This window comes from Rhodococcus sp. NS-SX18 (assembly GCF_057367935.1).
Genome location: NZ_CM170633.1, coordinates 506493 through 533372 on the forward strand (window position 1 = coordinate 506493; position 26880 = coordinate 533372).

Here is a 26880-nt window from a genome sequence, read left to right on the forward strand (position 1 = left end):
GGCGCCGCCCGAACGCGAATTGAACGCGAGTATTTGCTCGTGTCAGCATCGGCTCATGGTGGCACACGAGATTCGGCAGGACCCGCAGGCGGCCCGCTACCCGAGCCGGTACGCCGGCATCCGGCCCAGGAACCAGCGCATCGGACGCCCCCTGCGCGCCTACGCGCGGATCGACGCCGTCGACGAGGAACTGCTCGACCGGATCGGCCGGCGGATGTTCGCCCGCGACGAGGTGGGCGCCGATCTGGTGCATGCGATGCGCCGCCCCCGGACGGACGCCGAGCGGGTGAGCATGGCGCAGTTCCATCGGGCGCTCGAGCACGGCATCGACGCGGTGCCGGATGCGCCGGAGGCTCTGCGGCGGTTCTTCGCCGTGGTCGACGACCTCCCGGAGTGGGTGGACTTCGACCTGCTGGAGAAGGGCGCCCGGGCCTTCCGCAGGATGGGCCGCAGCCGCATCGACGTGCTGCTCCAGTTGTCGCTCATCGGCGGCTACCGGTTCGGCGGACCGCCGGATCTGCTCGTCGAGACCGGGGGCCTGACCGGTTCGACCGCAATGCGGCGCCTCGGCGAAACGCAGAAGTGGGGAACCGCGGTCGGCGAGCCGGGCGGGATGCGCAGGAACGGTCAGGGATTCAAGCTCACGGTGCACGTGCGCGCGATGCATGCGCTGATCAACCACCAGTTCGAGACCAACGGCCGATGGGACGTCCAACGCTGGGGTCTGCCGATCAACCAGACCGACCAGGCGGCAACTCTCGGGCTGTTCAACGGCACGCTGCTGCTCGGCATGCGGGCACTCGGGTACTACGTCACTCGTGAGGAGTCCCGGGCGGTGATGCACCTGTGGAAGTACGTCGGATGGCTCATGGGCATCGACGAGGACTGGCTGTTCGACACCGAACGCGAGCAGCACGTGTTCAACTACCACGTGCTGCTGGTGCAGGACGACGTCACGCCCGCGGGTGCCGCGTTGTCCGGAGCCCTCGTGGAGGGCCAGCGCACCCTCGACTACGGGAGGTTCGGCGACGTGCGCGGCCGGTACGAGCGGCAGCGCCTGCTGAGCATGCTCCGGTACTTCCTCGGGACGCAGAGCCTGCGGGAGCTGGATCTGCCCGTCGCCTCGGCTTGGGCCGTTCCTGCCGTGCTGGTCAAGAACGTCGTCGCCTCCACGGTGGTCGCCCGCACGCGCACCGGCAGGCGGTTCCTCGAACGGGCCGGCGACCGGGCCGCCCGGCGTGAACTCGCCTCGAAGTTCGGGGCATCGAGGCCCGCCGTCGGCGCGCTGCCCGGCTGAGCGGTCCGTCCGCTCGGCAGCCGGGACGGTCGCGTCGCCGCTGTCGGCTAGGCTTGTTCCGGCAAGCCGGACCGCCCGTTCTCCGCTGAAGCGGGCGGCGGTCGTCGAGAAATTCGGGTGAAAGACGTTGACGGACTCTGGGGAACTGAGCATCGCGCCGCTGGTGCGCTCGACCGACGGTAGTGACGACACCGCCAAGGTGGTCGCCGACCTCGTCAATGCCGTCTATGCCGTCGCCGAGGACGGCATGTGGCCGGAGGGGGCCACCCGGACGTCGGCGACCGAGATCGCCCAATGTGCCGGTGCCGGTCAGCTCTTCGTCGCATCGTTCGGCGACCGGATCGTGGGCTGCGTGAAGGTGGTGCAACTCGATGCCCGCGTCGCCGAGTTCGGGATGCTCGCCGCCGACCCGGAGGTGCGGGGCGCAGGCATCGGCAGTGCCCTCGTGCGGTTCGCCGAGTCCCACGCTGCGCGGCTCGGGAACGAGATCATGCAGCTCGAGATCATCCAGCCCAGAGACTTCGAGCACCCGTCGAAGGTGTTCCTGTCGCAGTGGTATCCGCGAATGGGATACGTGCCGGTGCGGATGGAGGGCCCCGAGGTCATGTACCCCGAACTGGTTCCGCTGCTCGCCGTTCCGTGCGACGTCGTCGTCTTCCACAAGCGGCTCGGCTGACCGGTCCGTCTCCGCGTGGCGCCCGCCGCGGGCGACGGCGACGTGCTTCCATGGTCGGACGAGTTCCGCGAGGAGGCGAGATGACGAGCAACCGTATCGGCCGCCGTACCCGGCGAGCGGGAGCAACGCTGCTGCTGACGGCCGCCGCAGTCTTCGGCGCATCCGGCCCGGCGACGGCCCAGGACGAGTGGCCCGAGATTCCGTCCTATCCGACACCGATGGTGCCCTACGAGACCAAGGACTTCCTGACCCCTGCGGACCTCGACTACTGGAATCCGCTGGTGAACCGGAATCGGCTCACGTCACCGTTCGGCACCGGCACCCGGATCGTCTGCGTCGGGTTCCACGGCGTGACCACCGACTGCTGGCAAGCGGATGGAAACGGTCAGCCGCACAAGCTGATCCGACTGCCCGCCAACCTCCCGAACGTCACCGGTTCGAGTCTGCCGGGCGGCGGACCCGGGCACTTCGTCTACCCGATCCTGTGAACCCGCGGGCGCCTCAGCCGGTGAACAACACCGCCGCCTGAGCCGGCAACCGGGCGCCGTCCTTGCGGCGGAACAGTTCCGCCGGCCGGCCGGTGCCCGGACTCGACATGCGCCCGGTGCTGTCGAGAGCGTCGACGACGTGGCGGCGGAACGAGTCCTTCTGCAGCGGAAGGCCGAATACCACCTCGTACAGCCGCCGCAATTCGAGGACGGTGAACTCGTCGCCGAGCAGCCCGTCGGGATCGACCCGCTGCGCGTAGCGTGCCCGCAGATCCGCGACGGCCGCGGCCACCATCTCGGAATGATCGAAAGCCAGCGGCTGCCCGGCCTTTCCGTCGCGCACGCCCACGAGGAGGGCGCGGGGCGGGAGGTCCTCGCGGGGCACCGCCGCGGCATGGGCGATGGAGATCACCCATCCGCGCGGGTCCCGGTCGGGGGCGTCGAACGCACCGATCTGGTGGAATCGGATGCCGGTGAGGTTCGTCTTGTCGCGCAGTACGCGCCGGGCGGCGTCGGCGAGCCGTTCGCGTTCGCGGAGAAATGTGCCGGGCAGGGCGAGGAGGTCGTGGCCGTGCTCGACGGCCAGCACCCGGAGTTCGCCGTCGGAACAGGTCAGCACAGCGACGTCCACCGCGGCCGACGGGTGCGGATAGTCGGCCAGCGTCCGGCCGGTCTCGTCCGTCCACTCGTTCACGGTTGCACCTTAGCGCCGATATGATCTAAATTGATAGCGCAGATTTGATCGAAGGGTGGAGCGGGCGATGACATTGACGACACGACAGTGCGATCGGGCGGTGGGGGTGCTGCTGGCGACGGCGGCCGGGGACGCCCTCGGCGCCGGCTACGAGTTCACGCACCCCGCTGCGGACGCGGAGATCGACATGGTCGGCGGCGGCGTGTTCGGGTGGGAACCGGGGGAGTGGACCGACGACACCGCGATGGCCGTCGCCGTCGCCGAGGTCGCGGCCACAGGCGTCGACCTCGCCGGCGCCGCCGGCCTCGACGCGGTGGCGGCGCAGTTCGTGCGGTGGTTCGACTCGCACCCGAAGGACATCGGCAACCAGACCCGCGCGGTGCTTTCGCACCGCCCCGCGGGGGGCGCCGCGATGCAGGCCCGTGCCCGCGCCGTCCCCGGCCGCAAGGGCGGCAACGGCGCTCTCATGCGCACCGCCCCCGTCGCCCTGTCCTGTCTCGGCGCGGGCGGTGCGGACGCTGCGCTCGTCGCCGCGGGGCAGGTGGCTTTGCTGACCCATGACGACCCGCAGGCGGTCCAGGCCTGCCGGCTGTGGACGTACGCGATCCGCCACGCCGTCCTGCACGGCACCTTCGACGGTGTCCGCGGGTACCTGCAGGTCTGCCCCGCCGACGTCGCCGGCTACTGGGGTCCGTTGCTCGACCGGGCCGAGCGCGGCTCGCCCGACGACTTCGCGAACAACGGATGGACCGTCCACGCCCTGCAGACCGCGTGGTGGGCGATCAGCACGACCGACGATTCCGACCCCGGGCACCTGCAGCGCGCACTCGAGGCCGCGGTCCGCGCCGGTGGTGACACCGACACCACCGCGGCCATCGCGGGCGGACTGCTCGGCGCTCGCTGGGGCGCCTCGGCGGTCCCGGATCGTTGGCGACGCATCCTGCACGGCTGGCCCGGGCACACCGCGCACGACCTGACCCGGCTGGCCACGGCGGCCGCCCGGGAGGGATACGGTCGTCCCGCCGCCGTCCCCGCTCGTCCCACTACGTTCCAGGAGCAGTCGTGACCCTCATCGACGTCGTCCACGGCGACATCACCGCCCAGCACGTCGACGCGATCGTCAACGCCGCCAAGTCCTCACTCCTCGGAGGCGGCGGCGTCGACGGCGCCATCCACCACGCCGGCGGTCCGGAGATCCTCGCCGCCTGCAAGGCCCTGCGCGCGACGACCCTGCCCAACGGCCTGGACGTGGGTGCGGCGGTAGCCACCACCGCCGGAAAGCTCCCGGCGCGCTGGGTGATCCACACCGTCGGACCGGTCTACTCGCCCCACGAGGACCGCTCGCGCCTTCTGCGGTCGGCCTACACCCGCAGTCTCGCCGTCGCCGACACCGTCGGCGCCCGCACCGTCGCGTTCCCGCTCATCTCCGCCGGTGCCTACGGCTGGCCGAAGGAGGACGCGATCCGGCAGGCGGTCACGGCCCTGACCTCCGCCCGGACCGCCGTCGAGATCGTCACACTCGTCGCGTTCGACCGGAGCGTCGCCGAACTGATGCGCCGCACGTTGCCCTAGGACGCCGGCGCCGAAACGGTTGTGCGGTGCTCAGGGCATCGACGGTTCCTGCGAGGGGAGGGTGAACACACAACTCTCGCCGGAGCCGAGTTCGCAGATCTGGCCGTCGAGACCCACCCGGACGGGTCCGTGGAACCCCTCGGACTGGGCGAGCACCGTCAGTTCGCCGCCCACGATGCGCACCCGTAGCGGGGTGCCGCGGAACCGGATCGAGAAGGACACGCCGTCGAGCCGGTCCACGAGCCGGGGCCGGAACAGCAGCACGCCGTTGTAGACCCGGGCGCCGACGAAGCTGCTCTGCAGCAGGTCCAGCGTGCCGGACATGACGCCCATGTGGATGCCTTCCTTGGTGGTTCCACCTTGGATGTCGCTGACGTCGCTCTCGAGCGCCAGCATGAAGCGCTCCCACGAGCTGGGCGGATGGATGTCGGCAAGTACTCCGGCGAAGGTGACGTGGCTGAGCGTCGACCCGTGCGAGGTCCGCTGGTCGTAGTACTCGATGGTGCGACGGGCCAGCTCCTGGTCGTACGGGTAGCCCAGCCGCTCGAACGTCGCATGCAGTTCGTCGTCGTCGAGCAGGAAGAACAACATGACCGTGTCGGCCTGCTTGGCCATCTTGAACCGGTTCGGATCCTCGCCCTCCGCCCGGAGGATGCGATCGAGCCGCTGGATGTTGGGGTATGCGGCGCGGTAGTGCTCCCAGTCGAGTTCCTCGAGTTCGTCGTAGCCCTCGAACTGGCTGACGACGCCCTCGTGGAAGGGCACGAACATCCGCCGGCTCATGTCGTCCCACGTGCGCAGCTCCTCGTCGGTGACCGCGAGCTGGGCGAGCAGGGCGCGCCGTCGGCTGGCCGAGAGCGAGTCGAGCACCGCCGGGACCGTCGCCATGATCCAGGCCACCATGACGTTGGTGTAGGCGTTGTTGCGCAGGCCCGCCTCGGCCGCGCCGGGGTGGCGTTCGTGGAACTCGTCCGGCCCCATCACGCCGTGGATCTCGTACCGTTCGCGCTCGGGGTTGTAGTGGGTCGCCGACGCCCAGAACCGGGCGATCTCGAGCATCAGCTCGGCGCCGTAGTCGGCCAGGAACTCCGTGTCGTCGGTCGCCTGCAGGAAGCGCCACACGTTGTAGAAGATCGCCGCGTTGACGTGCCGCTGATTCCGGCTGAGGTCTGGATCCCACTGCCCGGAAAGGGGATTGAGATGGACGGCCTGAGTCTCCTCGGTGCCGTCGCTGCCGCTCTGCCAGGGGAACATCGCGCCCCGGTACCCGGCTTCCTCGGCCGCGGCCTGGGCCTCGGACAGCCGGCGGTACCGGTAGAGCAGCAGGCTCCGGGTCACCTCCGGCATCCGCAGGTTCAGGAACGGCTGGATGTACATCTCGTCCCAGAACACGTGCCCCCGGTACGCCTCTCCGTTGAGGCCGCGCGCCGGCACGCCGACGTCGTGCCGCGCCGTGTGCCGGGAACAGACCTGCAGCACGTGCGCGACGTGCAGCCGCAGCAGGAGGTCGGCCCGGGGTTCGCTGGGCAGCCGGACGTCGCAGATGTCCCACAACTCGTCCCACGCCGCTTCGTGCTCGGCATACGCGGGGGCGAAATCCGGGTACCGCAGCACGTGCCGGCCGGACGCGGCCAGCGCCTCGGTGATCGCATTGTCCCGGGAGGTGAACAGCGACACCATCTTCTCCACACGCGTCGGCCGGCCCTGCTCGACGTCGAAGGAGAGCACCTGCTGGATGTAGTCCTCCATCTGGTACAGCGAGCGGTCGACCTCCAGGGGGCCGTCGTCGTAGCCCTCTCCGCGGAAGACCCGGGTGCGTGCGGCCTCGGCGATGTAGATGTCGGACTGCCGGGTCTGCACGCGCAGTGCGATGGTCTCGTTGCCGAAGGTGCGCGGGGACACCGGATCCAGGTGGCGGCCCTCGAGCTGCCGGTAGCGGGCGACGATCTGGTTCGTGACGCGGCCGTCCAGTGCCGAGACCACCTCCACCGCACCGGACCAGTTCTCCGGCACGAGCGTCCACTCGATCCCGGCCTGATGGCTCTGCGCCATGCTCACGAAGCGACGGCTCCGCAGGGTGGTCTCCCGCCCGAACCGGTCCCGGAATCGCAGCTCGCGCTTCACCGTGGCGAGCCGGATGTCGTAGGTGTGCCGATAGGACAGCACGTCGACGTCGTCGAGCCGGACGGCGTCCCCGCCTTCGATACGAAGCTTGAGGACCAGCCAGTTCGAGACGTTGACCAGGTCCTCGTTCAGCACCGGGCGTCCGCCCATGATGGTGGTCTCGCGGTTGTAGATCCCGTGCACGTAGGTGCCGGGGTAGTGGATGGGACTCATGTCCTCCCACTCGGCGGTGCCGCGCGTGCAGAAGTAACCGTTCCCGGTGGAGGTCAGCGCCTCCCGCAGTCCCTCCGACGCGCTGTCGAACCGGTCGTAGTCGAGTCCGAACTTCGGGTCCTGCACGACGTCCCCCTGGATGTCCCTGGGCGTGGTCCCCCGATCACCGCGCCAGTGTGGTCAAGAAGCGCTCCACCTCGTCGACGGAGGCGAGTGCGAACTCGGCGGCCGTGTTCCGGCCCGCCATCTCCGGATCGTCCGGCCGGCCCACGAGGATGCCGATCCCCCGGCCGCGCAACGCCCGGAAGGCGTCCTCGTCGGTGATGTCGTCGCCCAGGTACACCGGGACCGTGTCGGCGGAGTCGAGGCCGAGAACGTCGACGAGGTACAGCACCGCCCGGCCCTTGTCCCAGTCGATGGCGGGTGCGAGTTCGTACACCATCTTCCCTGGGGTGACCTTCAGTTCGCCGTGATGGTCGGTGAGCAGCGTCTGCACGATCGCCTCGATCCGGTTCCGGTCCGCGGGGTCGACGAGCCGGTAGTGCACCGCGACCGACGCGCGCTTCGGCTCCACCAACGCACCCGGGATCGTCCCGGTCTCGGTGCGGAGCCGCTCGGTCACCGCGGCGACGAGGTCCGCGAACCGGGCCACGCGGTCGTCGGAGACGGAGCCGCGCTGCGGAGTCCAGATGTCGAAGCCGTGGCTGCCGGCCACCACCAGGTCGTCGACGCCCATCAGCTGCTGCACCACAGCCCGGTCCCGGCCGGTCACGACGCACACCGGACACCGTGATGCGAGGTCGCGGACGACGGTACGCATGCCGTCCGAGATCACGGCGTCCTCGGGCCGCGACACGATCGGAGTGAGCACTCCGTCGTAGTCGAGGAACACCGCCGGCCGGCACGCCGCCAGCCGGCGGGTCAGGTCTTCGTTCCCCAGCGCGCGAGGCAGGTCGCGGACCGAAGTTTCCTCCATTGTCGGAGCACCCCCTGTGACGCGGCGGACGCCGCGCGTGCGGCGCGGCCACGGTCTACCCCTCCTACTGTAGGGCCGGCTCGTGGGGCGAGGGACCATCCGGTCCGCACACGGGGTACGGCTGTGGGCACAACGACGGCCCCCGGGTTCGTAGACTCCATCCCATGACGTCCGGCGCAATGTTCGACCCCGCCGACGTGCAGCGCGCCGTTGCGGCACTGCACACGCCGGACATCGACCGGTGGGCCCACCGCTTCGAACTGTTGTCGGACGTGAACCGGCTGCGCTTGCTGCTGTGCCTGCACCACGCGCCGGGCATCTGTGTCACCGACCTTGCCGCAGCCCTGGAGATGACCGGCACCGCGGTGTCCCACGCGCTGCGCCTGCTGCGCAACCAGGGCTGGGTGGCGGCGGAACGTGAGGGTCGAATGGTGCGGTACCGCCTCGTGGACGAGACGGTCCACGAGTTGCTGCATTCGATCGGCGCGACCCACCAGCACGCCGGGCACACACACCCGGACCGTGGCCACGCCGGCCCGGAGAGTGGAAGCATCTGATTCCGCGTCCCCGAGGCGGGCCCACGGCCTATCGTGGAGACGAGCCCGTGAGGTGGGCGGAGTGGGGCCGCGATGCACGAATTGTCGATCGCGCAGAGCGTCGTGGACGCGGTGTGCGAGCACGCCGGCGACCGTCGCGTGCACAGTGTGCGCGTCGCGGTGGGAGCGCTGTGTGCCGTGATCCCCGACTCGATGCTGTTCTGCTTCGAGCTGGTCACGGTGGGCACCGTCGCGGAAGGTGCGCGATTGGACATCGAGACGCCCGCCGGTGTCGGGCAGTGCCGGGACTGCGGTGCAGAATTCGCTCTGTCGGATCCGATCCTGTTGTGCTCCTGTGGAAGTGCCGATGTCGAAGTGCGGTCGGGCCGCGAGCTTCGAATCGTGTCGATGGAGGTGAGCTGAAGCGATGTGTGCCACCTGTGGCTGTGACGACGAGGCGGGGCCGCGGATCACGGTGCCGCACGAGCACGACCTTCCTCACGGCCACGGCCACGGCCACGGCCACGGCCACGGCCACGGCCACGGCCACGGCCACGGCCACGGTGACGGGCACGAGCACGAGCACGGGCACGACGGTGCGCCGGTGCAGACCGAGACCGTCACGCTCGAACAGCAGGTGCTCGCGAAGAACGACCTGCTCGCCGAGCGTACGCGGGGGTGGCTCGCGGGTCGCGGCGTGACGGCGATCAACGTGATGAGTTCACCGGGGGCCGGCAAGACCACCCTGCTCGAACGAACGATCCGGGAGTTGTCCGGCTCTGCGCCGATCGCGGTGATCGAGGGCGACCAGGAGACCCTGCTCGATGCCGAGCGCATCCGCTCGGCGGGATGTGTCGCGGTGCAGGTCAATACCGGCGCCGGATGCCATCTCGACGCACAGATGATGCATGACGCGCTCATCGCCCTGGATCCGGCTCCGGGCACGCTGGTGTTCGTCGAGAACGTGGGCAATCTGGTGTGCCCGGCCCTCTTCGACCTGGGGGAGCAGGCCAAGGTGGTGATCATCTCGACGCCGGAGGGAACGGACAAACCGCTCAAGTATCCGCACATCTTCGCGGTCGCCGATCTCGTCGTCGTCAACAAGGTCGACCTGCTGCCGTACGTCGACTTCGAGCTCGAAACCTGTGGCCTCCACGCCGGATCGGTCAACCCCGGCGTGGAGGTGCTCGCGGTGTCGGCCTCCACGGGGGAGGGCATGGAGGCGTGGTACCGCTGGATCGCCGACCGCCGGTCGGGACGATCATGATTCGTTGACATCCCTCCGGAACGGGGCGTTAATAGAGAAAGCGCCGCGCAAGTGGGCCGAAGGTCGACTCCTGCGGCGCAGGAGCGTGGGGCGCTCCGGAAAGTGGTCGGCATGCCCACACCCGAAGCTCAGGCGGCCGAAGAGGCCTTGATCCACGTGCTGTGGATCAACGCCGGGCTCAGTTGTGACGGCGATTCCGTGGCTCTCACCGCCGCCACGCAACCCAGTGTGGAAGAGATTGCACTCGGCGCGCTGCCGGGGCTGCCGAAGGTCGCGGTGCATTGGCCGCTGATCGATTTCGAATGCGGCCCCGAGGGTGGTGCGGACGACTTCCTCGAATGGTTCCGCAAGGCGGACCGCGGCGAGCTCGAACCGTTCGTCCTGGTGGTCGAGGGCTCGATCCCCAACGAGAAGCTGCACGACGAGGGGTACTGGTCCGGCTTCGGCAACAACGAAGAGACCGGACAGCCGATCACCACCAGCGAGTGGCTGGACCGGTTGGCGCCGAAGGCCACGGCGATCGTCGCGGCGGGCACCTGCGCCACGTACGGCGGCATTCACGCCATGGCCGGTAACCCGACCGGCGCGATGGGTGTGCCCGACTATCTGGGCTGGGAATGGAAGTCGAAGGCGGGTATCCCGATCGTGTGCGTGCCGGGATGCCCCATCCAGCCGGACAACCTGTCCGAGACGCTGACCTACCTGCTGTACCAGGCGACGAATCAAGCGCCGATGATCCCGCTGGACGAGGCGCTGCGGCCGCAGTGGTTGTTCGGCATCACTGTGCACGAGGGCTGCGATCGCGCCGGGTACTACGAGCAGGGCGACTTCGCCACCGAGTACGGCTCCCCGAAGTGCATCGTGAAGATCGGCTGCTGGGGACCGGTCGTCAAATGCAATGTCCCCAAACGGGGTTGGATGAACGGAATCGGTGGATGCCCCAACGTCGGGGGTATCTGCATCGGCTGCACGATGCCCGGCTTCCCGGACAAGTTCATGCCGTTCATGGACGAGCCGCCCGGGGGGAAGCTCTCGACGAGGGCCGTGGGCGTGTACGGCTCGGCGGTGCGGCAGCTGCGAAGTCTGACGAAGAGCACATTGGACAAGGAGCCGTCCTGGCGTACGCCCGGCACGGAACTCACCACCGGCGCGACCCGTACCTGGTAGTCCCGCCCCGAGAGAGGCAGCCCGATGACAGCCACCGTCCCCGATCCCGCCGCCGGCAGCAATCTGGTGGAGATGGCGTGGGATCCGATCACCAGAATCGTGGGCAGTCTGGGTATCTACACGAAGATCGACTTCGCGAACCGTGAAGTGGCCGAATGTCACAGCACCTCGTCGATCTTCCGCGGCTACTCGCTGTTCATGAAGGGCAAGGACCCGCGCGACGCGCACTTCATCACCAGCCGCATCTGCGGCATCTGCGGGGACAACCACGCGACCTGTTCCTGCTACGCACAGAACATGGCGTACGGCGCCAAGCCCCCGCACCTGGGCGAGTGGATCGTCAACCTCGGCGAGGCCGCGGAATACATGTTCGACCACAACATCTTCCAGGAGAACCTGGTAGGGGTCGACTACTGCGAGAAGATGGTCTCCGAGACCAACCCGGGGGTGCTGGCGAAGGCCGAGAACACCCGTGCCCCCCGGGAGGACCAGCACGGCTACCGCACGATCGCGGACATCATGCGCTCGCTCAATCCGTTCACCGGCGAGTTCTACCGCGAGGCACTGCACGTGAGCCGCTCGACCCGGGAGATGTTCTGTCTCATGGAGGGTCGCCACGTACACCCGTCCACCCTGTACCCGGGCGGCGTCGGCACGGTCGCCACCATCCAGCTGATGACCGACTACCTGACCCGGCTCATGCGCTACGTCGAGTTCATGAAGAATGTCGTGCCCATGCACGACGACCTGTTCGACTTCTTCTACGAGGCGCTGCCGGGGTACGAAAAGGTGGGACTGCGGCGCACCCTGCTCGGGTGCTGGGGGTCGTTCCAGGACCCGGAGACGTGCAACTTCGCCTACCGGGACATGGAGAACTGGGGCCGGAAGATGTTCGTCACCCCGGGGGTGGTCGTCGACGGCAAGCTGGTGACGACCTCGCTGGTGGACATCAACCTGGGCCTGCGCATCCTGCTCGGCTCCTCGTACTACGAGGACTGGACGGATCAGGAGATGTTCGTGAAGACCGATCCGCTGGGCAACCCGGTGGACCGGCGCCATCCCTGGAACCAGCACACCAATCCGAGACCACAGAAACGCGATCTCGAGGACAAGTACAGCTGGGTGATGTCACCCCGCTGGTTCGACGGCACCGACTACCTGGCCCTCGACACCGGGGGCGGGCCGCTGGCCCGGTTGTGGTCGACGGCGCTGGCCGGGCTCGTCGACATCGGTTACGTCAAGTCCACCGGGTCGAGCGTGCAGATCAACCTCCCCAAGACCGCGCTGAAGGGGCCGGTGACGCTGGAGTGGAAGATCCCGCAGCACGGCAGCAACACTCTCGAACGCAACCGGGCCCGCACCTACTTCCAGGCCTACGCCGCGGCGTGCGCCCTGCACTTCGCCGAGAAGGCGCTGGTGGAGATCCGGGCCGGCCGCACCAAGACCTGGGAACCGTTCGAGGTGCCCGACGAGGGCATCGGCTGCGGATTCACCGAGGCGGTGCGGGGCGTCCTTTCGCATCATCTGGTGATCCGTGACGGGAAGATCGCCAATTACCATCCGTATCCGCCGACGCCGTGGAACGCCAGCCCGCGGGACAGCTACGGCACGCCCGGCCCGTACGAGGACGCGGTGCAGGGGCAGCCGATCTTCGAGGAGAACGACCGAGAGCACTTCAAGGGCATCGACATCATGCGCACCGTGCGCAGTTTCGACCCGTGCCTGCCCTGCGGGGTGCACATGTATCTCGGAGACGGGAAGACCCTCGAGAAACTGCACTCGCCGACCCAGTCGGTCACCGGGGAGTGACGGATGGAGCGATGGCGCGAGTCGGGTGAACGGATCGAGGCACTGCTGGACGCGACCTCTGCGGCCGGGCCGGCGGCGCGCGAACGGGCCGAGGACCTGGTCCGGGAGGTGATGGGACTCTACGGGGCGGGACTGGCCGGAATCTGCGAGGTGCTCGCCCGGCATCCCGGCGCGATGGACGACCTGGCCCGCGACGATCTGGTCGCCAGCCTGCTGCTGGTCCACGGGCTGCACCCGCACGACGTGGAGACCCGGGTGCGCACGGCACTGGACGGGGTGCGCCCGTACCTAGGGTCCCACGGCGGGGACGTCGAGCTGGTCGCGATCCGCGACGACGTGGTCCGGTTGCGTCTGCTCGGCAGCTGCCACGGATGCCCGTCGTCGGCAGTGACCCTGGAGCTGGCCGTGCAGGAGGCGGTGCGGGCGGCAGCGCCGGAGATCACCGAGCTCGAGGTCGAGACCGCCGACTCCACGGGGCAAGGACTCATCCCGGCGGCGGCACTGTTCACCCGAGTGCATTCCGATGTTCGTGGAACATGGTGTGCCGCGCCAGAACTCGACGAGATACCGGAAGGGGAGGTCGGCGGCTTCGTCGTCGCCGGACTGCCGGTCCTGGTGTGCCGCGTCGCCGGTGAGCTCCTCGCCTACCGGGACCGGTGCCCGGTCTGCACCCGTGCGTTCGTCGGCGCGACGCTGCACCGGCGAGCCGGGGCCGGCACGGACGCGGCGGTGCTGCGGTGCCCGACCTGTGCGGCGCACTTCGACGTGCGCGCTGCCGGGGTCCGGCTCGACGGGGGCGACGAACACCTCGAACCGGTGCCGGTGCTGGTGCGGGACGGGGTGCTGTCGGTGGCCGTGCCCGCCGGGGTGGCGTGATGCCGTCCCCCTTCGAGGTCCTGCAGCGTATCGCCGCACCCCGGCCGAAGGGGGAGCGCTGCGAGATGTGCGCCGTGGGCATCGACGACGGGCACGGGCACGTCGTCGACGTGCAGGCACGCCAGCTGATGTGCGTATGCCGGGCCTGCTGTCTGCTGTTCACCGATCCCGGGGCGGAACTGCGCTACCGGGCGGTGCCGGAGCGGTACCTGTCCTTCCCGGAGTTCGCGCTCACCGCCGGCGCGTGGGAAAGCCTCGAGATCCCGGTGAACCTGGCGTTCTTCTTCCGGAATTCGTCCCTGGACCGGACCGTCGCGTTCTATCCCGGCCCGGCCGGCGCGACGGAATCGGAACTGCCGCTGGACGCCTGGGAGGCGCTGTGCGGCGGCAACCCGTCGCTCGTGCCCCCGCTGCCGGACGTGGAGGCGCTGATCGTGCGGGTTCCGCGACGGGGCGCCGCCGTCTGTCATCTGGTACCCATCGACGCCTGCTACGCGCTGGTCGGCCGGCTGCGACAGGTCTGGCGCGGCTTCGACGGCGGCACCGAGGCCCGTGCCGAGCTCGACGCCTTCTTCGCGGAGGTCGCCCGGCGGAGCCGGCCCGTCCAGGGGAGGGGGCAGTCGTGACCGCCCTGGACTTCACGGTCGTCGACATCGCTCCCGAACCGTATGCCGCCACCCCGAGCCTCACCGCGCGCCTCCGGATCCGGGAAACCACGGGTGCGCCGGTGCACAGCGTGGCGCTGCGCTGCCAGGTGCGCCTGGAACCGGCACGCCGACGCTACGGTCCGGACGCCGAGGCCGCGTTGGGAGACCTGTTCGGCACGCGCGACCGGTGGGGCAGCACCCTCTCCTCGTTCGCGTGGTTGCAGACCTCCACGATGGTGCCGGGCTTCGTCGGCGAGTGCGAGACGGCACTACCGCTACCCTGCACGTACGACTTCGAGGTCGCGGCCGCCCGGTATCTGCACGCCCTCGGCGACGGCGCGGTGCCGCTGCTGCTGCTGTTCAGCGGAACGGTGTTCGGCCGCGGCGACGGTGGGGTGGCCGTCGAGCCGGTGCCGTGGGACCGCGAGGCCCGCTACGACCTGCCGGTCGCGGTGTGGCACGAGATGATCCGCAGCCACTTCCCCGGCACCGGGTTCGCCCGCATGGGACACGACACGCTGGCCGCGCTGACCCGGTACAAAGTGGCGCACGGGCACACCGATCTCGACGCGGCGGTCACCGAACTGCTCGGCGCGGCCGAGGCGAGGCCGGCCGCGGCCACCGGGGCGGGGGAGGCGGCGTCGTGACCGTGCAGGGGCAGGCCGATCGGGTGCGGGCCGTGGCCGACGCTGTGCTGTACGAGGGCTACCTGCTGTATCCGTATCGGGCGAGTTCCCGTAAGAACCACTCCCGCTGGCAGTTCGGTGTGCTCGGTCCGCCCGGTGCCGCCGCCGGGATCGGTGAGGAGCCGGCGCTGGCCACGCAGTGTGTGCTGCGCCCGCTGCGCGCCGACGCCACGATCGACGTGGTCGTGCGGTTCCTGCAACTGCAGACCCGGACGGTGCAGCGCCGCGACGGCCACGACTACGTCACCGTGCCCGAACTGACCGTCGCGGGCCGCTCGTGGATCGGGTGGGACGAGGCCGTGGAATGCGAGATTCCCCTCGGGCCGATGCCGGTCGGCGAACTCACCGCCCCACACACGGTTCCGGTCGCCGTCCCCGGCGGCACGGACGTCGAACTGCTCACCGCCGCGGACGGTGCGGTCACCGGCCGGGTGGTACGCACGCGACGGCCGGTGCACGCCGTCGTCCGCGTGGAGGCAACTGCGTCCACCGGAGTCGATGCGCCGATGCGCCTGGACCTCGCCGTCGAGAACACCGGCGACCCGCCCGGGGACGCCGCCGACGCGCTGCGACGGTCGCTGATCGGCGCGCATCTGATCCTCGCCGCGCGCGGCGGGCGGTTCGTCTCGCTGCTCGAGCCGCCCGCCGACGTCGCCGGCCTCGTGGACGAGTGCGCACACACCCGCTGTTTCCCGGTCCTCGTCGGCGACGCCGACCCCGCCGTGCCCGGCGAGGCAGCCACGCTGCTGGTGTCCCCGATCATCCTGTACGACCATCCGCAGGTCGCCGAGCAGAGCGGCGGGGACCTGTTCGACGCCACCGAGATCGACGAGATCCTCACCCTGCGGGTGCTGACCCTGACCGACGAGGAGAAGGCCGAGGCGCGGGCCACCGATCCGCGGGCCGCGCAGATCGTCGAACGCTGCGAGACGATGACCCCCGCCGAGATGCAGGCCCTGCACGGGATCCTGCGGGACCCGCACCGCGAGGGCGGGCTGATTCCCGAACTGCCCGACGGCGTCGACTGGTGGACCCCCGAGGCGGACACCAGCGTCCGGCCCGAAACGGACGGGGTGCTGGTCGGTGGGGTCCGGGTCGCGCAGGGCAGCCTGGTGCGGCTGCACCCGTCGCGCCGGGCCGACGCGCAGGACCTGTTCTTCCGGGACCGGGTGGCGCGCGTGGCCACCGTGCACGCCGACGTCGACGGCGAGACCCATGTCGGGGTCGTCCTCGTCGACGATCCGGCCGCGGACCTGCACGACTGGTACGGGCGCTACCTGTACTTCGCGCCCGACGAACTCGAACCGCTCGGGAGGAAAGAGGAGCTATGAGATTCATCGGAATGCTGACCACTGCGGCACTGGCCGCCGCGGTGATCGGCGGTGTGGTCGTGACGGTGCAGTCGCTGCCGGACATCCAGCGGTACCTGCGGATGCGCAGGATGTGACGTAATGCGGATCCTGGTGGCGGGCATCGGCAACATCTTCCTCGGCGACGACGGCTTCGGCCCCGAGGTGGTGCGGCGGGTCCCGGCCGACACACCCGGAACCAGGGTGGTGGACTATGGGATCCGCGGCATGCACCTGGCCTACGACCTACTCGACGGGTGGGACGCGCTCGTGCTCGTCGACGCCGTGCCCGGCGCCGGCGAGCCGGGTGCCGTGCGGGTCTTCGAAGCCGACACCGCCGTGCGGGGTCCGGTGGGCCTCGACGCGCACGGCATGGACCCGGCCGCGGTGTTCGCGAGCCTCGCGGCGCTCGGCGGGCAGGCGCCCCCTACCGTGGTGGTGGGCTGCCAGGTGGCGGCGGTCGAGGAGGGCCTCGGGCTGTCCCCGGCGGTGGCCGCGGCCGTCGGCCCGGCCGTCGATGCCGTCCTCCGCACCGTGCGCCGCCTGCATGCGGAGGCGCAGCCGGCGGGAGCCGCGGTCGCCGGGGACGAGGGCTGAGCGGTGTGCCTCGGCATCCCGGGACGGGTGATCCGGCGGCTCGACGGTTACGCCGGGCAGCTCGCCCTCGTCGACGTGGCCGGCGAGGAGCGCAAGGTGAACGTCGGCATGCTCGACGACCCCGACCTCGCGCCCGGCGACTGGATCGTCATCCACATGGGCTTCGCGATGGAGCGGGTCGACGAGGCCGGCGCGCGGCGCGCGATGCAGGGGCTCGAACTGATGGGACGGCCCCGGGACGAACCGGGAGCGGCGCCGTGAACCCCGTGGCCGAGCGCCGGCGTCTGGTGGTGCGGGGTGTGGTGCAGGGCGTCGGATTCCGGCCGTTCGTCGCCGGGTTGGCCCGCGAGTTGCGCCTGGGCGGGTACTGCGGCAACGACGACTCCGGGGTGTTCCTCGAGGTCGAGGGTGCCGCCGCGGATCTGGACGAGTTCACCCGCCGCCTGCGCGGCGACGCACCGCCGCTCGCCGTGCTCGTCGATGTGACCGCCGTGCCGCGAATACCTCTCGGCGAGGACGACTTCCGCATCGTCGAGAGTCACCACGCCGACGGGGCGCGCACCCTGATTCCGCCGGACGTGGCGACCTGCGCCGACTGCCTGCGTGAGTTGAACGATCCCGCCGACCGGCGCTACCGGCATCCCTTCGTCAACTGCACCCACTGCGGGCCCCGCTACACGGTGATCACCGACCTGCCGTACGACCGGCCGGCGACGACCATGGCCCGGTTCCCCATGTGCCTGAGCTGCGCCCACGAATACACCGATCCGACGGACCGCCGCTATCATGCCCAGCCGATCTGCTGCCCGGACTGCGGCCCGCGGATCTTCGCCGTCCGCGGCGGCCGCCGAGTCGACGGAGACGCGGAGGTGCTGGCCACGGTGCAGGCGGCGCTCGCCGCCGGGGACATCGTGGCGGTCAAGGGACTCGGCGGCTTCCATCTCGTGTGCGATGCCACGAACCCCGCCGCGGTGAACCGACTGCGGGAGCGGAAACACCGTCCGGACAAGCCGTTCGCCGTCATGGCTCCGGACGTGGCGGCCGTCGCGGCAGTGTGCCGGACGTCCGCGGCCGAGCGGGCCGCGCTCACCGCGCCGGCCCGGCCGATCGTGGTGCTGCGGTCCCGTCCCGGCGCGGCCGTCGCCGACGCGGTGGCACCCGGGCTCGACGAGCTCGGGGTGATGCTGCCGTACACCCCGCTGCACCATCTGCTGTTCGCGCCGGTACCCGGGCACGAGAACCCCGTGCCGCGGCTGCTGGTGGCGACGTCGGGAAACCTGTCCGGCGAGCCCCTCTGCTTCCGCAACGACGATGCCGTGGCCCGGCTCGGTGGCATGGCCGATCTGTTCCTGATGCACGACCGGGACATCGCGGTGCCGTGCGAGGACTCGGTGGTCGCGGTCGCCGACGGCGTCGAACTGCCGCTGCGGCGCTCCCGGGGATTTGCGCCGATGCCGGTGCTGCTCGGTGGTGCGGCGCCGGTGGTCCTCGCTGTCGGCGGCGAGGTGAAGAACACCTTCTGCCTGACCCGGCAGGACTATGCCTTCTGTTCGGCGCATCTCGGGGACATGGGCACGGTGGAGAGCCGTCGCGCCTTCGAGGCGTCGGTCGCGCAGTTGATCGCCCTGCACCGCGTCACCCCCGAGGTGGTGGTGGCCGACGCCCATCCCGGCTACGCGACCCGGGAGTGGGCCGAACGCTACTGCGAGGATCACGACGTCGAGCTGCGCACAGTGCAACACCACCACGCGCACGTCGCGTCTCTGCTCGCCGAGCATCACCGGCTCGGGACCCCCGTGCTGGGGATCGCGTTCGACGGCACCGGGTACGGCTGCGACCGCACCGTCTGGGGCGGGGAACTGCTGCTGGTGGGAGCGGATCCCCGCGACGCCCGGCGCGCCGGGCACCTGCGTTCGTTCCCGCTGCCCGGCGGCGACGTCGCCGTGCGCACTCCGGCCCGGATCGCGCTGGCCGTGCTGCGGGAGGCCGGCATCGAGGAGATCGAGGACCTGCCGTGCGTGAGGGCGCTCGGTGCCGCCGAATGCGCCGTGGTGGACTCGCAGCTGGCGTCGGGCTTCGGCTGCGTGCGCACCACCAGCGCCGGCCGGCTGTTCGACGCGGTGGCCTCCGTGCTGGGGGTGCGGCACCGGATCAGCTACGAGGCGCAGGCTGCGATCGAACTCGAGGTGCTGGCGCGTACCGCCACGGATGCCGCGCCGATGCATTCGTCGCTGCGCGGGAACGAGCTGGATTGGGCCGGCACGCTGGCCTGCCTCGTCGCCGGCGTCCGGCTCGGGATCCCGGCCGCGGACCTCGCGGCAGGCTTCCACCGTGCGCTGGCATCGGCAACAGTGCGGCTGGCGGCCCGGATCGCTGACGCGGCGGAGGTACGCACCATCGGCTTGACGGGCGGCGTGTTCCAGAATCGGCTCCTGCTGGACATGATGCGAACTATGCTGCAGGACAGAGGGTTCGAAGTGCTGACACACAGGCGGGTGCCACCGAACGACGGTGGCCTGTCGCTGGGGCAGGCGGCGCTCGGCGCCGCGTTCGCACACAGCCGGGCCGTGGACCCTGCCGGGACGGGACGAGCGCGATGACATCGACACACGACACCGAGCCGATCGGCGCGGAACTCGCTGCCGACCTCGCCGCGACGGCGCTGGGCCTGGCCCGCCGGTTCCATGCCGGGGCGACCTTATGGGTGGTGTCCCCGCAGTGGGAGCCACACGCCCATCACGTGGCGGTCGAGTTCGTGCACCCCGTGATCATGGGGAAACGGGCATTGCCGTCGGTGTCGCTCGTGGAGCCGGACCCGGTCGCCCAGTGCCGGGTCGCCGCCCGCCCCGGCGACGTGATTCTGGCGGTCGCCTCCGCCGATCAGCCGGCCGTGCGCGAGATCGCCCGGCGCGCACCCGCGTGGGGCACCGACACCATCTGGATCGGGGCCGGTCCGCGGCCCGCGCCCGGTGCGGCCACTCATGTGCTGTGGGTGGACTCGGACGATCCGATGGTGCCCGCCACCGGGCGATTCGTGCTGCTGTACCACCTGCTGTGGGAACTGACGCACGTGTGCTTCGAGCATCCCGGTCTGCTCACCGATCCGGGCTGCACCGACGAGGTGTGCGTGACCTGCAGCGACGAGGGCCGGCTCGGTGAGGTGGTGTGGCCGGCCGACGACACCGGCGCCGCGCCGGTGCGGACCGCGGCCGGCCGGGAGCGGGTCGACGTCTCCCTCCTCGGCGACGTCGAGCCCGGTGATCTGGTGCTGGTGCACGGCGGCGTCGCCATCGCCAGACTCGACGCGCGGGAACTCGATGCTGGGGAACTCGATGAGGGGGGACGGCTGTGAGCACCGAACCGGACGACACCGACTTCCTGTACCCGTTCATCGACGCGCAGGAGCACGACGCCACCACCCTGTTGCGCGATCTTGCAGCGTCGGCCCGCGGCAAGGCGGCCGACAGTGCGCGTCTGCAACGGGCGTCGCTCGAAGAATGGGGCGAGGACCTCGTCGCGGCAGGCCGGCGCATGGCCGAGCGCTTCGCCCGCGGCGGCCGGCTCTACACCTTCGGCAACGGCGGCAGCTCCACCGACGCGGCGACCCTGGCGACGCTGTTCAGCCGGCCGGCCCGGGGACGGCCGGTGCCGGCCTGGTCGCTCGCCGCGGATCAGGCAGTGGTGACGGCGCTCGGCAACGACGTCGGGTTCGAGCTGATCTTCTCGCGGCAGATCATCGCGCACGCGCACGGCGACGACGTCGCGATCGCCCTGTCCACCTCCGGCAACTCCGACGACCTGATGACGGCGCTGGCGGAGGCGCGGCGGCGAGGACTGCTCACCATCGGATTCGCCGGGCACGACGGCGGCCGGATGGCCGCCACCGACGATCTGGACTTCTGCTTCACGATCCGCTCGCAGAGCATCCACCGGATCCAGGAGAGCCATGCCCTGATCGGGTATCGGCTGTGGTCGGCCGCGCAGGAACACCTGGCGCGCGCGGAATCGGCGACGGGAGGCGGACGGTGAGCACATCGGCCGAACGCGAGGACCGGGTCCTCGAACGGATCGAGGCGTTCCGGCGGCGCCGGCCGCGCCTACGCGACACGGTGATCTCGCTCTCGCACGGCGCTGGGGGCAAGGCCTCCGCGGCACTGGTGGATTCGGTGTTCGTCGATGCCTTCCGCAACACCGAACTCGAGCAGCTCGGCGACGCCGCCACCGTGCGCCTCGACGCAGCGGAGAGACTGTCGTTCTCCACCGACTCGTTCGTCGTCAAGCCGCTGTCGTTTCCGGGCGGTTCGATCGGGCACCTGGCCGTGCACGGCACAGTCAACGACCTCGCCGTGTCGGGCGCGCGGCCGCGGTGGCTGTCCGCGGCGTTCGTCATCGAGGAGGGCTTCGAGATCGCGCGGCTGCGCGAGATCGTCGCCGACATGGCTGCGGCCGCCACCCGGTCCGGGGTCGAGATCGTCACCGGCGACACCAAGGTGGTGGGCCGGGGCGCCGCCGACGGGCTCTACATCAGCACCGCCGGGGTAGGCCTGGTACCCGCCGGGCGCCGCCTCGGGCCCGACCTGGTGCGCCCCGGCGACCGGGTGCTGATCTCCGGAACGCTCGGCGATCACGGCATGGCGGTGCTGCTGGCTCGCGGCGACCTGGCGATCGAAGCGGATATCGCCTCCGACACGGCGCCGGTGCACGAGCTGGTGGCGGCCCTGCTCGCGGCCGCGCCGTCGACCCGGTGGATGCGCGACCCCACCCGCGGTGGCGTCGGCACCGTCTGCAACGAGCTTGCGCAGGCCACCGGGCTGGCGGTGGTGCTCGACGAGGCCGCGCTGCCGATCCGGCCGACGGTCACCGGGGCGTGCGACATGCTCGGTATCGACCCGCTGTACGTCGCCAACGAGGGCAAGTTCGTCGCGGTCGTCGCCCCGGACGAGGCGGACGCCGCCCTCGCCGCACTGCGGGCGTGCCCCGGCGGCGGCGACGCCGCGGAGATCGGGGAGATCCTGGCCGAACCGGAGGGCATCGTCGCGTTGCGTACCGCGTTCGGGGGCAGCCGGATCGTGGACATGCTCGTGGGCGACCCGCTGCCCCGGATCTGCTGAGGTGAGGAGAGACGTAATGTGCCTGGGAATTCCCGGCCGGGTGGTCGACATGGTCGACCCCGCCCAGGATCTGGCGAAGGTGGACGTCAACGGCGTGCAGCGCGCAATCAGCGTCCGGCTGCTCGCCGGCACCGGCCTGCAGGTCGGGGACTGGGTGCTGGTGCACGTCGGCTTCGCGATGGCCCGGATCGACGAGGACGAGGCGAAGCTGACCCTCGAGCAGGTGCGCAAGATGGGCGCCGACTACGTCAACGAGATCGAAGCCTTCAGTGCGTCCGAGATCGCCTGAGCACCGGATGAAAGGCGGAGCAGGATAATGAAATTCGTCGACGAGTTCCGCGACCCCGCCGCGGCGCGCGCCCTGGTGGCCTCGATCACCGACCTCGCCGCCGGGGACGAGTTCAAGTTCATGGAGGTGTGCGGCGGCCACACCCACACCATCTACCGGCACGGCATCGAACACCTGCTGCCCGCATCGGTGGAGTTGGTGCACGGCCCCGGCTGTCCTGTGTGCGTGATCCCCATGGGTCGCATCGACGACGCCATGTGGTTGGCCGAGCAACCGAACGTGGTGTTCACGACGTTCGGGGACATGATGCGGGTGCCCGGCTCGCGCGGAAACCTGCTCGAGGCCAAGGCCCGCGGCGCCGACGTCCGATTCGTGTATTCCCCACTGGACGCCCTGAAGATCGCGGTGGACCACCCGGACCGGCATGTGGTGTTCTTCGCCGTCGGCTTCGAGACCACCGCTCCGTCCACGGCGGTGACGCTCGTGCGGGCGAGACAACTCGGCCTGAGCAACTTCACGGTGTTCTGCAATCACGTGACAATCGTGCCGCCCATCAAGGCGATCCTCGAGTCGCCGGATCTGCGGCTCTCGGGATTTCTCGGACCGGGTCACGTGTCGACGGTGGTGGGACTGCGTCCCTATCGCTTCGTCCCCGCCGTGTACGGAAAACCGATCGTGGTGGCCGGATTCGAGCCGCTCGACATACTCGCCTCCGTGCACATGCTGCTGCGGCAGATACGGGACGGCCGATGCGAGGTGGAGAACCAGTACAGCCGGGTGGTGCGGCCCGAGGGCAACGTGCAGGCACTGCGGCTGCTGGCGCAGACGTTCGCGCTGCGGCCGCACTTCGAGTGGCGGGGACTCGGATTCATCTCGCAGAGTGCGCTCGGCATCCATCCCGACTATGCGAACTTCGACGCCGAGCAGCGGTTCTCGATGCCCGGCCTGCGCGTCGCCGACCCGAAGGCGTGTCAGTGCGGTGAAGTGCTCAAGGGCGTCATCAAACCGTGGGAATGCAAAGTCTTCGGCACGGCGTGCACGCCGGAGACACCCATCGGCACCTGCATGGTGTCGCCGGAAGGGGCATGTGCGGCCTACTACAACTTCGGCCGGCTGCACCGGGACACCGCGGCACTGGTGGGGCAACGCGGAACGGCCTGATCGGTGGCGGTGGCAGTGGTGACGGAGGGGCAGGTGCTCTTCGCCCGCTACGCCCACGCGCCGAACGCGCTCGGTTATTGCGGCCCGGCAGGGGCGGCGGCCCTCGAGGCGGCCGCATGTGGGCACGGCGACGGCGCGGCGGTCGTGGCCGCCGCCCGACGGTTCACCGGAGCGTGGCCCTATCAGGAGCTGATCGCGGCCCTGGCCGGCCGGAGCGACCCCCTCGACGCAGAGGTGGTGCGCGCCTACTGGACGGGCAACGCCCTGACGGACCGGATCGACCCGGTGGAGTTCGGGACCCGGCTGCTCGAGCGGTTGGGCACGCAGGCGGGGCACTACTGGACTCACCTGACACCCGAACTGATTGCCGAGGCTGCGCCGACGCACGCGTTCCACGTGCTGGGGGTGTACCCGTGGTCGCGACTGCTGACGACCGGGATGCCCCAGCCGGTGCAGGTTCTCGATTCCTGCCGGATCCGCTGGGGCACCGTCGTCGACGTCGGCCCCGACACGGCGACGGTGCGCAGCCGCCGGCTCGAGTTCGACGGTGCCCGCCTGCGTCTCGGCGCGGAACGCGCCGAGACGGTACGGCGCCGCACCGGTGCGGGGGTGTTCGTGCCGGGACTGCGGCTCGGAGAACATGTTGCGCTGCACTGGGATTTCTTGTGCGACCGGCTCCGGGAGGAGGAGGTGGGACGGCTGGAGGCCGCGACGGTGCGGCAGCTCGACCGCACCAACGGCCGGCTCGCCGCGGGGTGACGGCACTCAGCGCGGGTCGGTCTGCGGCAGGGTGAAACCCCACGGTAGTTCCAACCGGTTCGCGGTGAGCAGGTCCGAGTCGGCGAGCAGGGTGGCGATCGGACCGTCCGCGACGAGTCGTCCGTCGCTCACGATCACGGCCCGGCTGCACACCTGCGCGGCGTACGGCAGGTCGTGGGTGACCAGCAGCAGGGTGGCGTCGATGCCGAGGAGGACCTCGGCCAGTTCCCGCCGGGCGACGGGATCGAGGTCTGTGGACGGCTCGTCCAGGACCAGAACGTCGGGCCGGCACGCCAGCACGGTGGCGAGGGCGACCCGTCGACGCTGCCCCGCGGACAGGTGCGCAGTGTTGCGGTCGGCGTGCTCGGTCATGCCGACCGCCTCGAGGGCCTCGCGAACCCGGGTGTCGAGTTCTTTTGCGGGAACGCCGAAGTTGGCGGGCCCGAACGCAACGTCCTGTGCGACGGTCGGCATGAACAACTGATCGTCGGGATCCTGGAACACCAGTCCGACTCGACGCCGGATCTCACGCAGGGTGTCACGCCCGACCGGCAGCCCGCCGATCCGGACGGTCCCCGACGACGGGGTCAGTACGCCGTTCAGGTGCAGCATCAGGGTGGTCTTGCCGGCGCCGTTCGGGCCGAGGACCGCGACCCGCTCACCGGCGGTGACGGCGAGGTCGATGCCGTCGAGGGCGCAGTGCCCGTCGGGGTGGACGTGCCGTACCCCCGTCAGCAGCACGGCCGGTTCCGGGGTCATGCCGTCACCCAGGCAGCGGCGCACACGGCACCGGCGGCGACGGCCGGCAGCAGGCCCACGGCCCAGGCCACTGCGGCGGCGGGAGGACCGAAGATCGGGACGGCGCCGGTGAATCCGCGGGAGATCATGGCCAGATGCACCCGCTCACCGCGCTCGTAGGCGCGGACGAACAGTCCCCCGATTCCCCGGGCCGTCGCTCCGATGCGGTGGAGGGTGCGTGGGTCGTCACCACGGGAGACCCGGGCACGGTGCATTCGGTTCGCCTCGGCGGCAAGCAGTTCGAGGTAACGCAGCATGAGCACCGCTACCGTCGTGATCAGTGGTGGAACCCGGAGGCGGGCCAAACCGGCGGGCAGGTCCTGGGCCGGGGTGGTGGCCGCGAGGACGAGGGAGACGAGCACCCCGAGGGTGCCCTTGACCAGAATGCCCCACGCCGCATACAGGCCTGGAACCGACAGCGAGACCCCCAGGACGCCGACCCGCTCGCCTGCCTCGGCGAAGGGGAGCAGGACGGCGAGCACGACGAACGGTGCCTCGATCGACATGCGCGGCGCCAGCCAGGCGCAGCGGATCCCGGCGAGTACACAGATCACCGCGACGACCGCGAAATGGAGGGCGAATGCCCACATCGCCTCGCGCGGAGTGGCGACAACGGCGAAGACGAATGTCGTTGCGGCGACGATCTTCACCTCGGTGGGCAGACGGTGCACCGCAGTCGTCGCGCGTGCAGGCCCGATCGGCAGCGCGGTGGTCACGGCTGCGGTCCCGGAGGGTTCCCGGATGCGCCCCGTCGGCGGACGAGGAGACGGAACAGTATCGTGGCAACCACCGTCGTCACGGCGACGCCGAGAACTCCGGCTACGCCGGTGGCTCCGGTGTGACCGGCTACCGTGTAGCCGGCCAGCGGTCCCGTGTCCCACGGATGATCCGCGGCCTCACTCGCCGGGCACTCCCCGGTCATGACGGTGCTACCGTCGACTTCGGCCACGGCACATCCCCGCGCGGTTGCGGCCTCGAGTCCGTCGGGGCTCGAATCGGCAAGGTAAGACAGCACCCCCGCGCACAGGAACGCCGCCACCGCGAACAAGATCGACACACGCCGGCGCGTCATGCCGGTGCCCGGGTCGGCTGCCGCAGCGGGCGGAACAGATAGACGAGGTCGGGCCGCGCCCGGGCCACCGCGACGACGGTGACGGCGGTGACGAGTCCTTCACCGGCGCCGATGAGTACGTGGGTGCCGAGCAGGAACGCAGCGACGGTGCCGGCAGACCCGGCGGTGCCGCCGACCGCGTACTCGACCAGGAACCCGGTTGCCGCTGCGACAGTCGCGACCAGCGCTGCGCCGAAAGAGATCACGCCGAGGGCCGGTCCGGACGGGTACCGGCGCAGCAGTGGACGCAGCGCCACGGCCGTACCGTACCCGGCGACGACGCCGAGCAGGGCCATGTTGGTGACGTTGGCGCCGAGGGCGGTGAGACCGCCGTCGGCGAAGAGCAGTGACTGCACGACCAGGACGACCGTCAGGCACAGGGCAGCGGTCGCGGGACCGACCAGGACGGCGGCGAGCGCGCCGCCGAGTACGTGCCCGCTCACTCCCGGCAGGACCGGGAAGTTGATCATCTGCAGGGCGAAGACGAACGCCGCGACGAGGCCGGCCAGGGGAGCGGTGCGCTCGTCGAGCTCGGACCGGGCCTTGCGGAGCGCCACCGCGAGGCCGAGCGCGGCGACGACCAAGAACAGCAGGGAGGTCCGCGCGTCGAGTAGACCGTCGCTCATGTGCATGGCTACGACGTCCATCGGAAGAACCTCCGAGACGTGAGGATGCGT

The 26880-nt window shown here is 70.4% G+C and carries 31 protein-coding genes; 24 read left to right on the forward strand and 7 right to left on the reverse strand.

The annotated features are described in order from the left end of the window. The first annotated feature begins 55 nt into the window (after positions 1-55). From AC2IPW_RS02305 to AC2IPW_RS02315, 3 genes are all read left to right on the forward strand, one after another. Entirely contained in the window at positions 56-1297 is a 1242-nt protein-coding gene (locus tag AC2IPW_RS02305) for an oxygenase MpaB family protein (RefSeq protein WP_486376192.1), read from the forward strand. A 127-nt stretch (positions 1298-1424) separates the two neighbouring features. Continuing rightward, positions 1425-1973 carry a GNAT family N-acetyltransferase gene (locus AC2IPW_RS02310; RefSeq protein WP_486376193.1) on the forward strand — a complete coding sequence of 183 codons (549 nt, stop codon included), beginning with the start codon at positions 1425-1427 and terminating at the stop codon, positions 1971-1973. 80 nt (positions 1974-2053) lie between these two features. Continuing rightward, positions 2054-2461 carry a hypothetical protein gene (locus tag AC2IPW_RS02315; RefSeq protein ID WP_289377593.1) on the forward strand — a complete coding sequence of 136 codons (408 nt, stop codon included), beginning with the start codon at positions 2054-2056 and terminating at the stop codon, positions 2459-2461. A 13-nt stretch (positions 2462-2474) separates the two neighbouring features. On the opposite strand, the gene AC2IPW_RS02320 is transcribed toward AC2IPW_RS02315, so the two are convergent. Continuing rightward, a complete protein-coding gene (locus AC2IPW_RS02320) occupies positions 2475-3155 on the reverse strand; it encodes an NUDIX hydrolase (protein ID WP_486376194.1) in 681 nt (226 codons plus the stop codon). A gap of 67 nt (positions 3156-3222) precedes the next feature. Here AC2IPW_RS02320 and AC2IPW_RS02325 point away from each other — a divergent pair, with 67 nt between their 5' ends. Further along, positions 3223-4221: an ADP-ribosylglycohydrolase family protein gene (locus tag AC2IPW_RS02325; protein WP_486376195.1), complete on the forward strand. Its 999-nt coding sequence runs from the start codon at positions 3223-3225 to the stop codon at positions 4219-4221. After that, positions 4218-4727: an O-acetyl-ADP-ribose deacetylase gene (locus tag AC2IPW_RS02330; protein ID WP_486376196.1), complete on the forward strand. Its 510-nt coding sequence runs from the start codon at positions 4218-4220 to the stop codon at positions 4725-4727. Before AC2IPW_RS02325 ends, AC2IPW_RS02330 begins: the two co-directional genes overlap by 4 nt. A gap of 30 nt (positions 4728-4757) precedes the next feature. Here AC2IPW_RS02330 and AC2IPW_RS02335 read toward each other — a convergent pair whose 3' ends face one another. Together AC2IPW_RS02335 and otsB are read right to left on the reverse strand one after the other, a co-directional pair. Next, positions 4758-7190, reverse strand: a complete 2433-nt coding sequence (locus AC2IPW_RS02335; protein WP_486376197.1) for a glycoside hydrolase family 65 protein — start codon at positions 7188-7190, stop codon at positions 4758-4760. A gap of 37 nt (positions 7191-7227) precedes the next feature. Next, complete coding sequence (gene otsB / locus AC2IPW_RS02340) at positions 7228-8040, reverse strand: trehalose-phosphatase (RefSeq protein ID WP_054373290.1); 813 nt, start codon at positions 8038-8040, stop codon at positions 7228-7230. Positions 8041-8204: 164 nt separating this feature from the next. Here otsB and AC2IPW_RS02345 point away from each other — a divergent pair, with 164 nt between their 5' ends. The 19 genes from AC2IPW_RS02345 to AC2IPW_RS02435 all read left to right on the forward strand — a co-directional run bounded on the left by AC2IPW_RS02345 (position 8205) and on the right by AC2IPW_RS02435 (position 24294). Beyond that, the gene (locus AC2IPW_RS02345; RefSeq protein ID WP_486376198.1) at positions 8205-8597 is read left to right on the forward strand and encodes an ArsR/SmtB family transcription factor; all 393 of its coding nucleotides are present in this window, start codon (positions 8205-8207) and stop codon (positions 8595-8597) included. A 72-nt stretch (positions 8598-8669) separates the two neighbouring features. Further along, a complete protein-coding gene (locus AC2IPW_RS02350) occupies positions 8670-8999 on the forward strand; it encodes a hydrogenase maturation nickel metallochaperone HypA/HybF (RefSeq protein WP_003935329.1) in 330 nt (109 codons plus the stop codon). A 4-nt stretch (positions 9000-9003) separates the two neighbouring features. Beyond that, positions 9004-9843: a hydrogenase nickel incorporation protein HypB gene (hypB, locus tag AC2IPW_RS02355; protein ID WP_371383710.1), complete on the forward strand. Its 840-nt coding sequence runs from the start codon at positions 9004-9006 to the stop codon at positions 9841-9843. 111 nt (positions 9844-9954) lie between these two features. Further along, positions 9955-11010, forward strand: a complete 1056-nt coding sequence (locus tag AC2IPW_RS02360) for an NADH-quinone oxidoreductase subunit B family protein (protein ID WP_003935327.1) — start codon at positions 9955-9957, stop codon at positions 11008-11010. Between the two features lie 24 nt (positions 11011-11034). Then, entirely contained in the window at positions 11035-12819 is a 1785-nt protein-coding gene (locus AC2IPW_RS02365; protein WP_486376199.1) for a nickel-dependent hydrogenase large subunit, read from the forward strand. 3 nt (positions 12820-12822) lie between these two features. Continuing rightward, on the forward strand, positions 12823-13695 hold the full coding sequence (locus tag AC2IPW_RS02370) for a NifU family protein (protein WP_486376200.1): 873 nt from the start codon (positions 12823-12825) through the stop codon (positions 13693-13695). After that, entirely contained in the window at positions 13695-14321 is a 627-nt protein-coding gene (locus tag AC2IPW_RS02375) for a DUF5947 family protein (RefSeq protein ID WP_003935324.1), read from the forward strand. Before AC2IPW_RS02370 ends, AC2IPW_RS02375 begins: the two co-directional genes overlap by 1 nt. Next, positions 14318-14989, forward strand: coding sequence for a DUF6084 family protein (locus tag AC2IPW_RS02380; RefSeq protein WP_486376201.1), 672 nt, complete (start codon positions 14318-14320; stop codon positions 14987-14989). Before AC2IPW_RS02375 ends, AC2IPW_RS02380 begins: the two co-directional genes overlap by 4 nt. Next, the gene (locus AC2IPW_RS02385) at positions 14986-16359 is read left to right on the forward strand and encodes a hypothetical protein (RefSeq protein ID WP_486376202.1); all 1374 of its coding nucleotides are present in this window, start codon (positions 14986-14988) and stop codon (positions 16357-16359) included. The genes AC2IPW_RS02380 and AC2IPW_RS02385 overlap by 4 nt, the downstream gene beginning before the upstream one ends. Then, positions 16356-16475: a DUF6893 family small protein gene (locus tag AC2IPW_RS02390; RefSeq protein WP_003935321.1), complete on the forward strand. Its 120-nt coding sequence runs from the start codon at positions 16356-16358 to the stop codon at positions 16473-16475. Before AC2IPW_RS02385 ends, AC2IPW_RS02390 begins: the two co-directional genes overlap by 4 nt. A 4-nt stretch (positions 16476-16479) precedes the next feature. Next, positions 16480-16974, forward strand: coding sequence for a hydrogenase maturation protease (locus tag AC2IPW_RS02395; RefSeq protein ID WP_003935320.1), 495 nt, complete (start codon positions 16480-16482; stop codon positions 16972-16974). Between the two features lie 3 nt (positions 16975-16977). Then, positions 16978-17235: a HypC/HybG/HupF family hydrogenase formation chaperone gene (locus AC2IPW_RS02400; protein ID WP_003935319.1), complete on the forward strand. Its 258-nt coding sequence runs from the start codon at positions 16978-16980 to the stop codon at positions 17233-17235. Next, complete coding sequence (hypF, locus tag AC2IPW_RS02405; protein WP_003935318.1) at positions 17232-19574, forward strand: carbamoyltransferase HypF; 2343 nt, start codon at positions 17232-17234, stop codon at positions 19572-19574. Before AC2IPW_RS02400 ends, hypF begins: the two co-directional genes overlap by 4 nt. Further along, positions 19571-20326, forward strand: a complete 756-nt coding sequence (locus tag AC2IPW_RS02410) for a HypC/HybG/HupF family hydrogenase formation chaperone (RefSeq protein ID WP_486376203.1) — start codon at positions 19571-19573, stop codon at positions 20324-20326. Before hypF ends, AC2IPW_RS02410 begins: the two co-directional genes overlap by 4 nt. Beyond that, the gene (locus tag AC2IPW_RS02415; protein ID WP_054373157.1) at positions 20323-21003 is read left to right on the forward strand and encodes a D-sedoheptulose-7-phosphate isomerase; all 681 of its coding nucleotides are present in this window, start codon (positions 20323-20325) and stop codon (positions 21001-21003) included. The genes AC2IPW_RS02410 and AC2IPW_RS02415 overlap by 4 nt, the downstream gene beginning before the upstream one ends. Further along, entirely contained in the window at positions 21000-22085 is a 1086-nt protein-coding gene (gene hypE / locus AC2IPW_RS02420) for a hydrogenase expression/formation protein HypE (protein WP_486376204.1), read from the forward strand. The genes AC2IPW_RS02415 and hypE overlap by 4 nt, the downstream gene beginning before the upstream one ends. 16 nt (positions 22086-22101) lie before the next feature. Beyond that, positions 22102-22374, forward strand: a complete 273-nt coding sequence (locus AC2IPW_RS02425; protein ID WP_003935313.1) for a HypC/HybG/HupF family hydrogenase formation chaperone — start codon at positions 22102-22104, stop codon at positions 22372-22374. Positions 22375-22401: 27 nt separating this feature from the next. Continuing rightward, positions 22402-23535: a hydrogenase formation protein HypD gene (gene hypD, locus AC2IPW_RS02430; RefSeq protein WP_054373156.1), complete on the forward strand. Its 1134-nt coding sequence runs from the start codon at positions 22402-22404 to the stop codon at positions 23533-23535. 18 nt (positions 23536-23553) lie between these two features. Next, entirely contained in the window at positions 23554-24294 is a 741-nt protein-coding gene (locus tag AC2IPW_RS02435) for a DUF6390 family protein (RefSeq protein ID WP_486376205.1), read from the forward strand. 6 nt (positions 24295-24300) lie between these two features. On the opposite strand, the gene AC2IPW_RS02440 is transcribed toward AC2IPW_RS02435, so the two are convergent. Genes AC2IPW_RS02440 through AC2IPW_RS02455 form a run of 4 tightly spaced genes read right to left on the reverse strand, consistent with a single transcriptional unit; the run spans position 24301 to position 26850 of the window. Continuing rightward, entirely contained in the window at positions 24301-25053 is a 753-nt protein-coding gene (locus AC2IPW_RS02440; RefSeq protein WP_450119499.1) for an energy-coupling factor ABC transporter ATP-binding protein, read from the reverse strand. Then, on the reverse strand, positions 25050-25808 hold the full coding sequence (cbiQ, locus tag AC2IPW_RS02445) for a cobalt ECF transporter T component CbiQ (RefSeq protein ID WP_486376206.1): 759 nt from the start codon (positions 25806-25808) through the stop codon (positions 25050-25052). The genes AC2IPW_RS02440 and cbiQ overlap by 4 nt, the downstream gene beginning before the upstream one ends. Then, on the reverse strand, positions 25805-26164 hold the full coding sequence (locus tag AC2IPW_RS02450; RefSeq protein ID WP_486376207.1) for a PDGLE domain-containing protein: 360 nt from the start codon (positions 26162-26164) through the stop codon (positions 25805-25807). Before AC2IPW_RS02450 ends, cbiQ begins: the two co-directional genes overlap by 4 nt. Further along, on the reverse strand, positions 26161-26850 hold the full coding sequence (locus AC2IPW_RS02455; RefSeq protein WP_289377575.1) for an energy-coupling factor ABC transporter permease: 690 nt from the start codon (positions 26848-26850) through the stop codon (positions 26161-26163). Before AC2IPW_RS02455 ends, AC2IPW_RS02450 begins: the two co-directional genes overlap by 4 nt. Positions 26851-26880: the final 30 nt, after the last annotated feature.

What these genes read in the sequence shown, in the direction of transcription:
- AC2IPW_RS02305 (WP_486376192.1), top strand. Translation starts at nt 56, where the DNA reads ATGGTGGCACACGAGATTCGGCAGGACCCGCAGGCGGCCCGCTACCCG.
- AC2IPW_RS02315 (WP_289377593.1), top strand. Translation starts at nt 2,054, where the DNA reads ATGACGAGCAACCGTATCGGCCGCCGTACCCGGCGAGCGGGAGCAACG.
- AC2IPW_RS02325 (WP_486376195.1), top strand. Translation starts at nt 3,223, where the DNA reads ATGACATTGACGACACGACAGTGCGATCGGGCGGTGGGGGTGCTGCTG.
- otsB (WP_054373290.1), bottom strand. Translation starts at nt 8,040, where the DNA reads ATGGAGGAAACTTCGGTCCGCGACCTGCCTCGCGCGCTGGGGAACGAA.
- AC2IPW_RS02345 (WP_486376198.1), top strand. Translation starts at nt 8,205, where the DNA reads ATGACGTCCGGCGCAATGTTCGACCCCGCCGACGTGCAGCGCGCCGTT.
- AC2IPW_RS02350 (WP_003935329.1), top strand. Translation starts at nt 8,670, where the DNA reads ATGCACGAATTGTCGATCGCGCAGAGCGTCGTGGACGCGGTGTGCGAG.
- hypB (WP_371383710.1), top strand. Translation starts at nt 9,004, where the DNA reads ATGTGTGCCACCTGTGGCTGTGACGACGAGGCGGGGCCGCGGATCACG.
- AC2IPW_RS02360 (WP_003935327.1), top strand. Translation starts at nt 9,955, where the DNA reads ATGCCCACACCCGAAGCTCAGGCGGCCGAAGAGGCCTTGATCCACGTG.
- AC2IPW_RS02365 (WP_486376199.1), top strand. Translation starts at nt 11,035, where the DNA reads ATGACAGCCACCGTCCCCGATCCCGCCGCCGGCAGCAATCTGGTGGAG.
- AC2IPW_RS02370 (WP_486376200.1), top strand. Translation starts at nt 12,823, where the DNA reads ATGGAGCGATGGCGCGAGTCGGGTGAACGGATCGAGGCACTGCTGGAC.
- AC2IPW_RS02375 (WP_003935324.1), top strand. Translation starts at nt 13,695, where the DNA reads ATGCCGTCCCCCTTCGAGGTCCTGCAGCGTATCGCCGCACCCCGGCCG.
- AC2IPW_RS02390 (WP_003935321.1), top strand. Translation starts at nt 16,356, where the DNA reads ATGAGATTCATCGGAATGCTGACCACTGCGGCACTGGCCGCCGCGGTG.
- AC2IPW_RS02395 (WP_003935320.1), top strand. Translation starts at nt 16,480, where the DNA reads ATGCGGATCCTGGTGGCGGGCATCGGCAACATCTTCCTCGGCGACGAC.
- AC2IPW_RS02410 (WP_486376203.1), top strand. Translation starts at nt 19,571, where the DNA reads ATGACATCGACACACGACACCGAGCCGATCGGCGCGGAACTCGCTGCC.
- AC2IPW_RS02425 (WP_003935313.1), top strand. Translation starts at nt 22,102, where the DNA reads ATGTGCCTGGGAATTCCCGGCCGGGTGGTCGACATGGTCGACCCCGCC.
- hypD (WP_054373156.1), top strand. Translation starts at nt 22,402, where the DNA reads ATGAAATTCGTCGACGAGTTCCGCGACCCCGCCGCGGCGCGCGCCCTG.
- AC2IPW_RS02440 (WP_450119499.1), bottom strand. Translation starts at nt 25,053, where the DNA reads ATGACCCCGGAACCGGCCGTGCTGCTGACGGGGGTACGGCACGTCCAC.
- AC2IPW_RS02450 (WP_486376207.1), bottom strand. Translation starts at nt 26,164, where the DNA reads ATGACGCGCCGGCGTGTGTCGATCTTGTTCGCGGTGGCGGCGTTCCTG.
- AC2IPW_RS02455 (WP_289377575.1), bottom strand. Translation starts at nt 26,850, where the DNA reads ATGGACGTCGTAGCCATGCACATGAGCGACGGTCTACTCGACGCGCGG.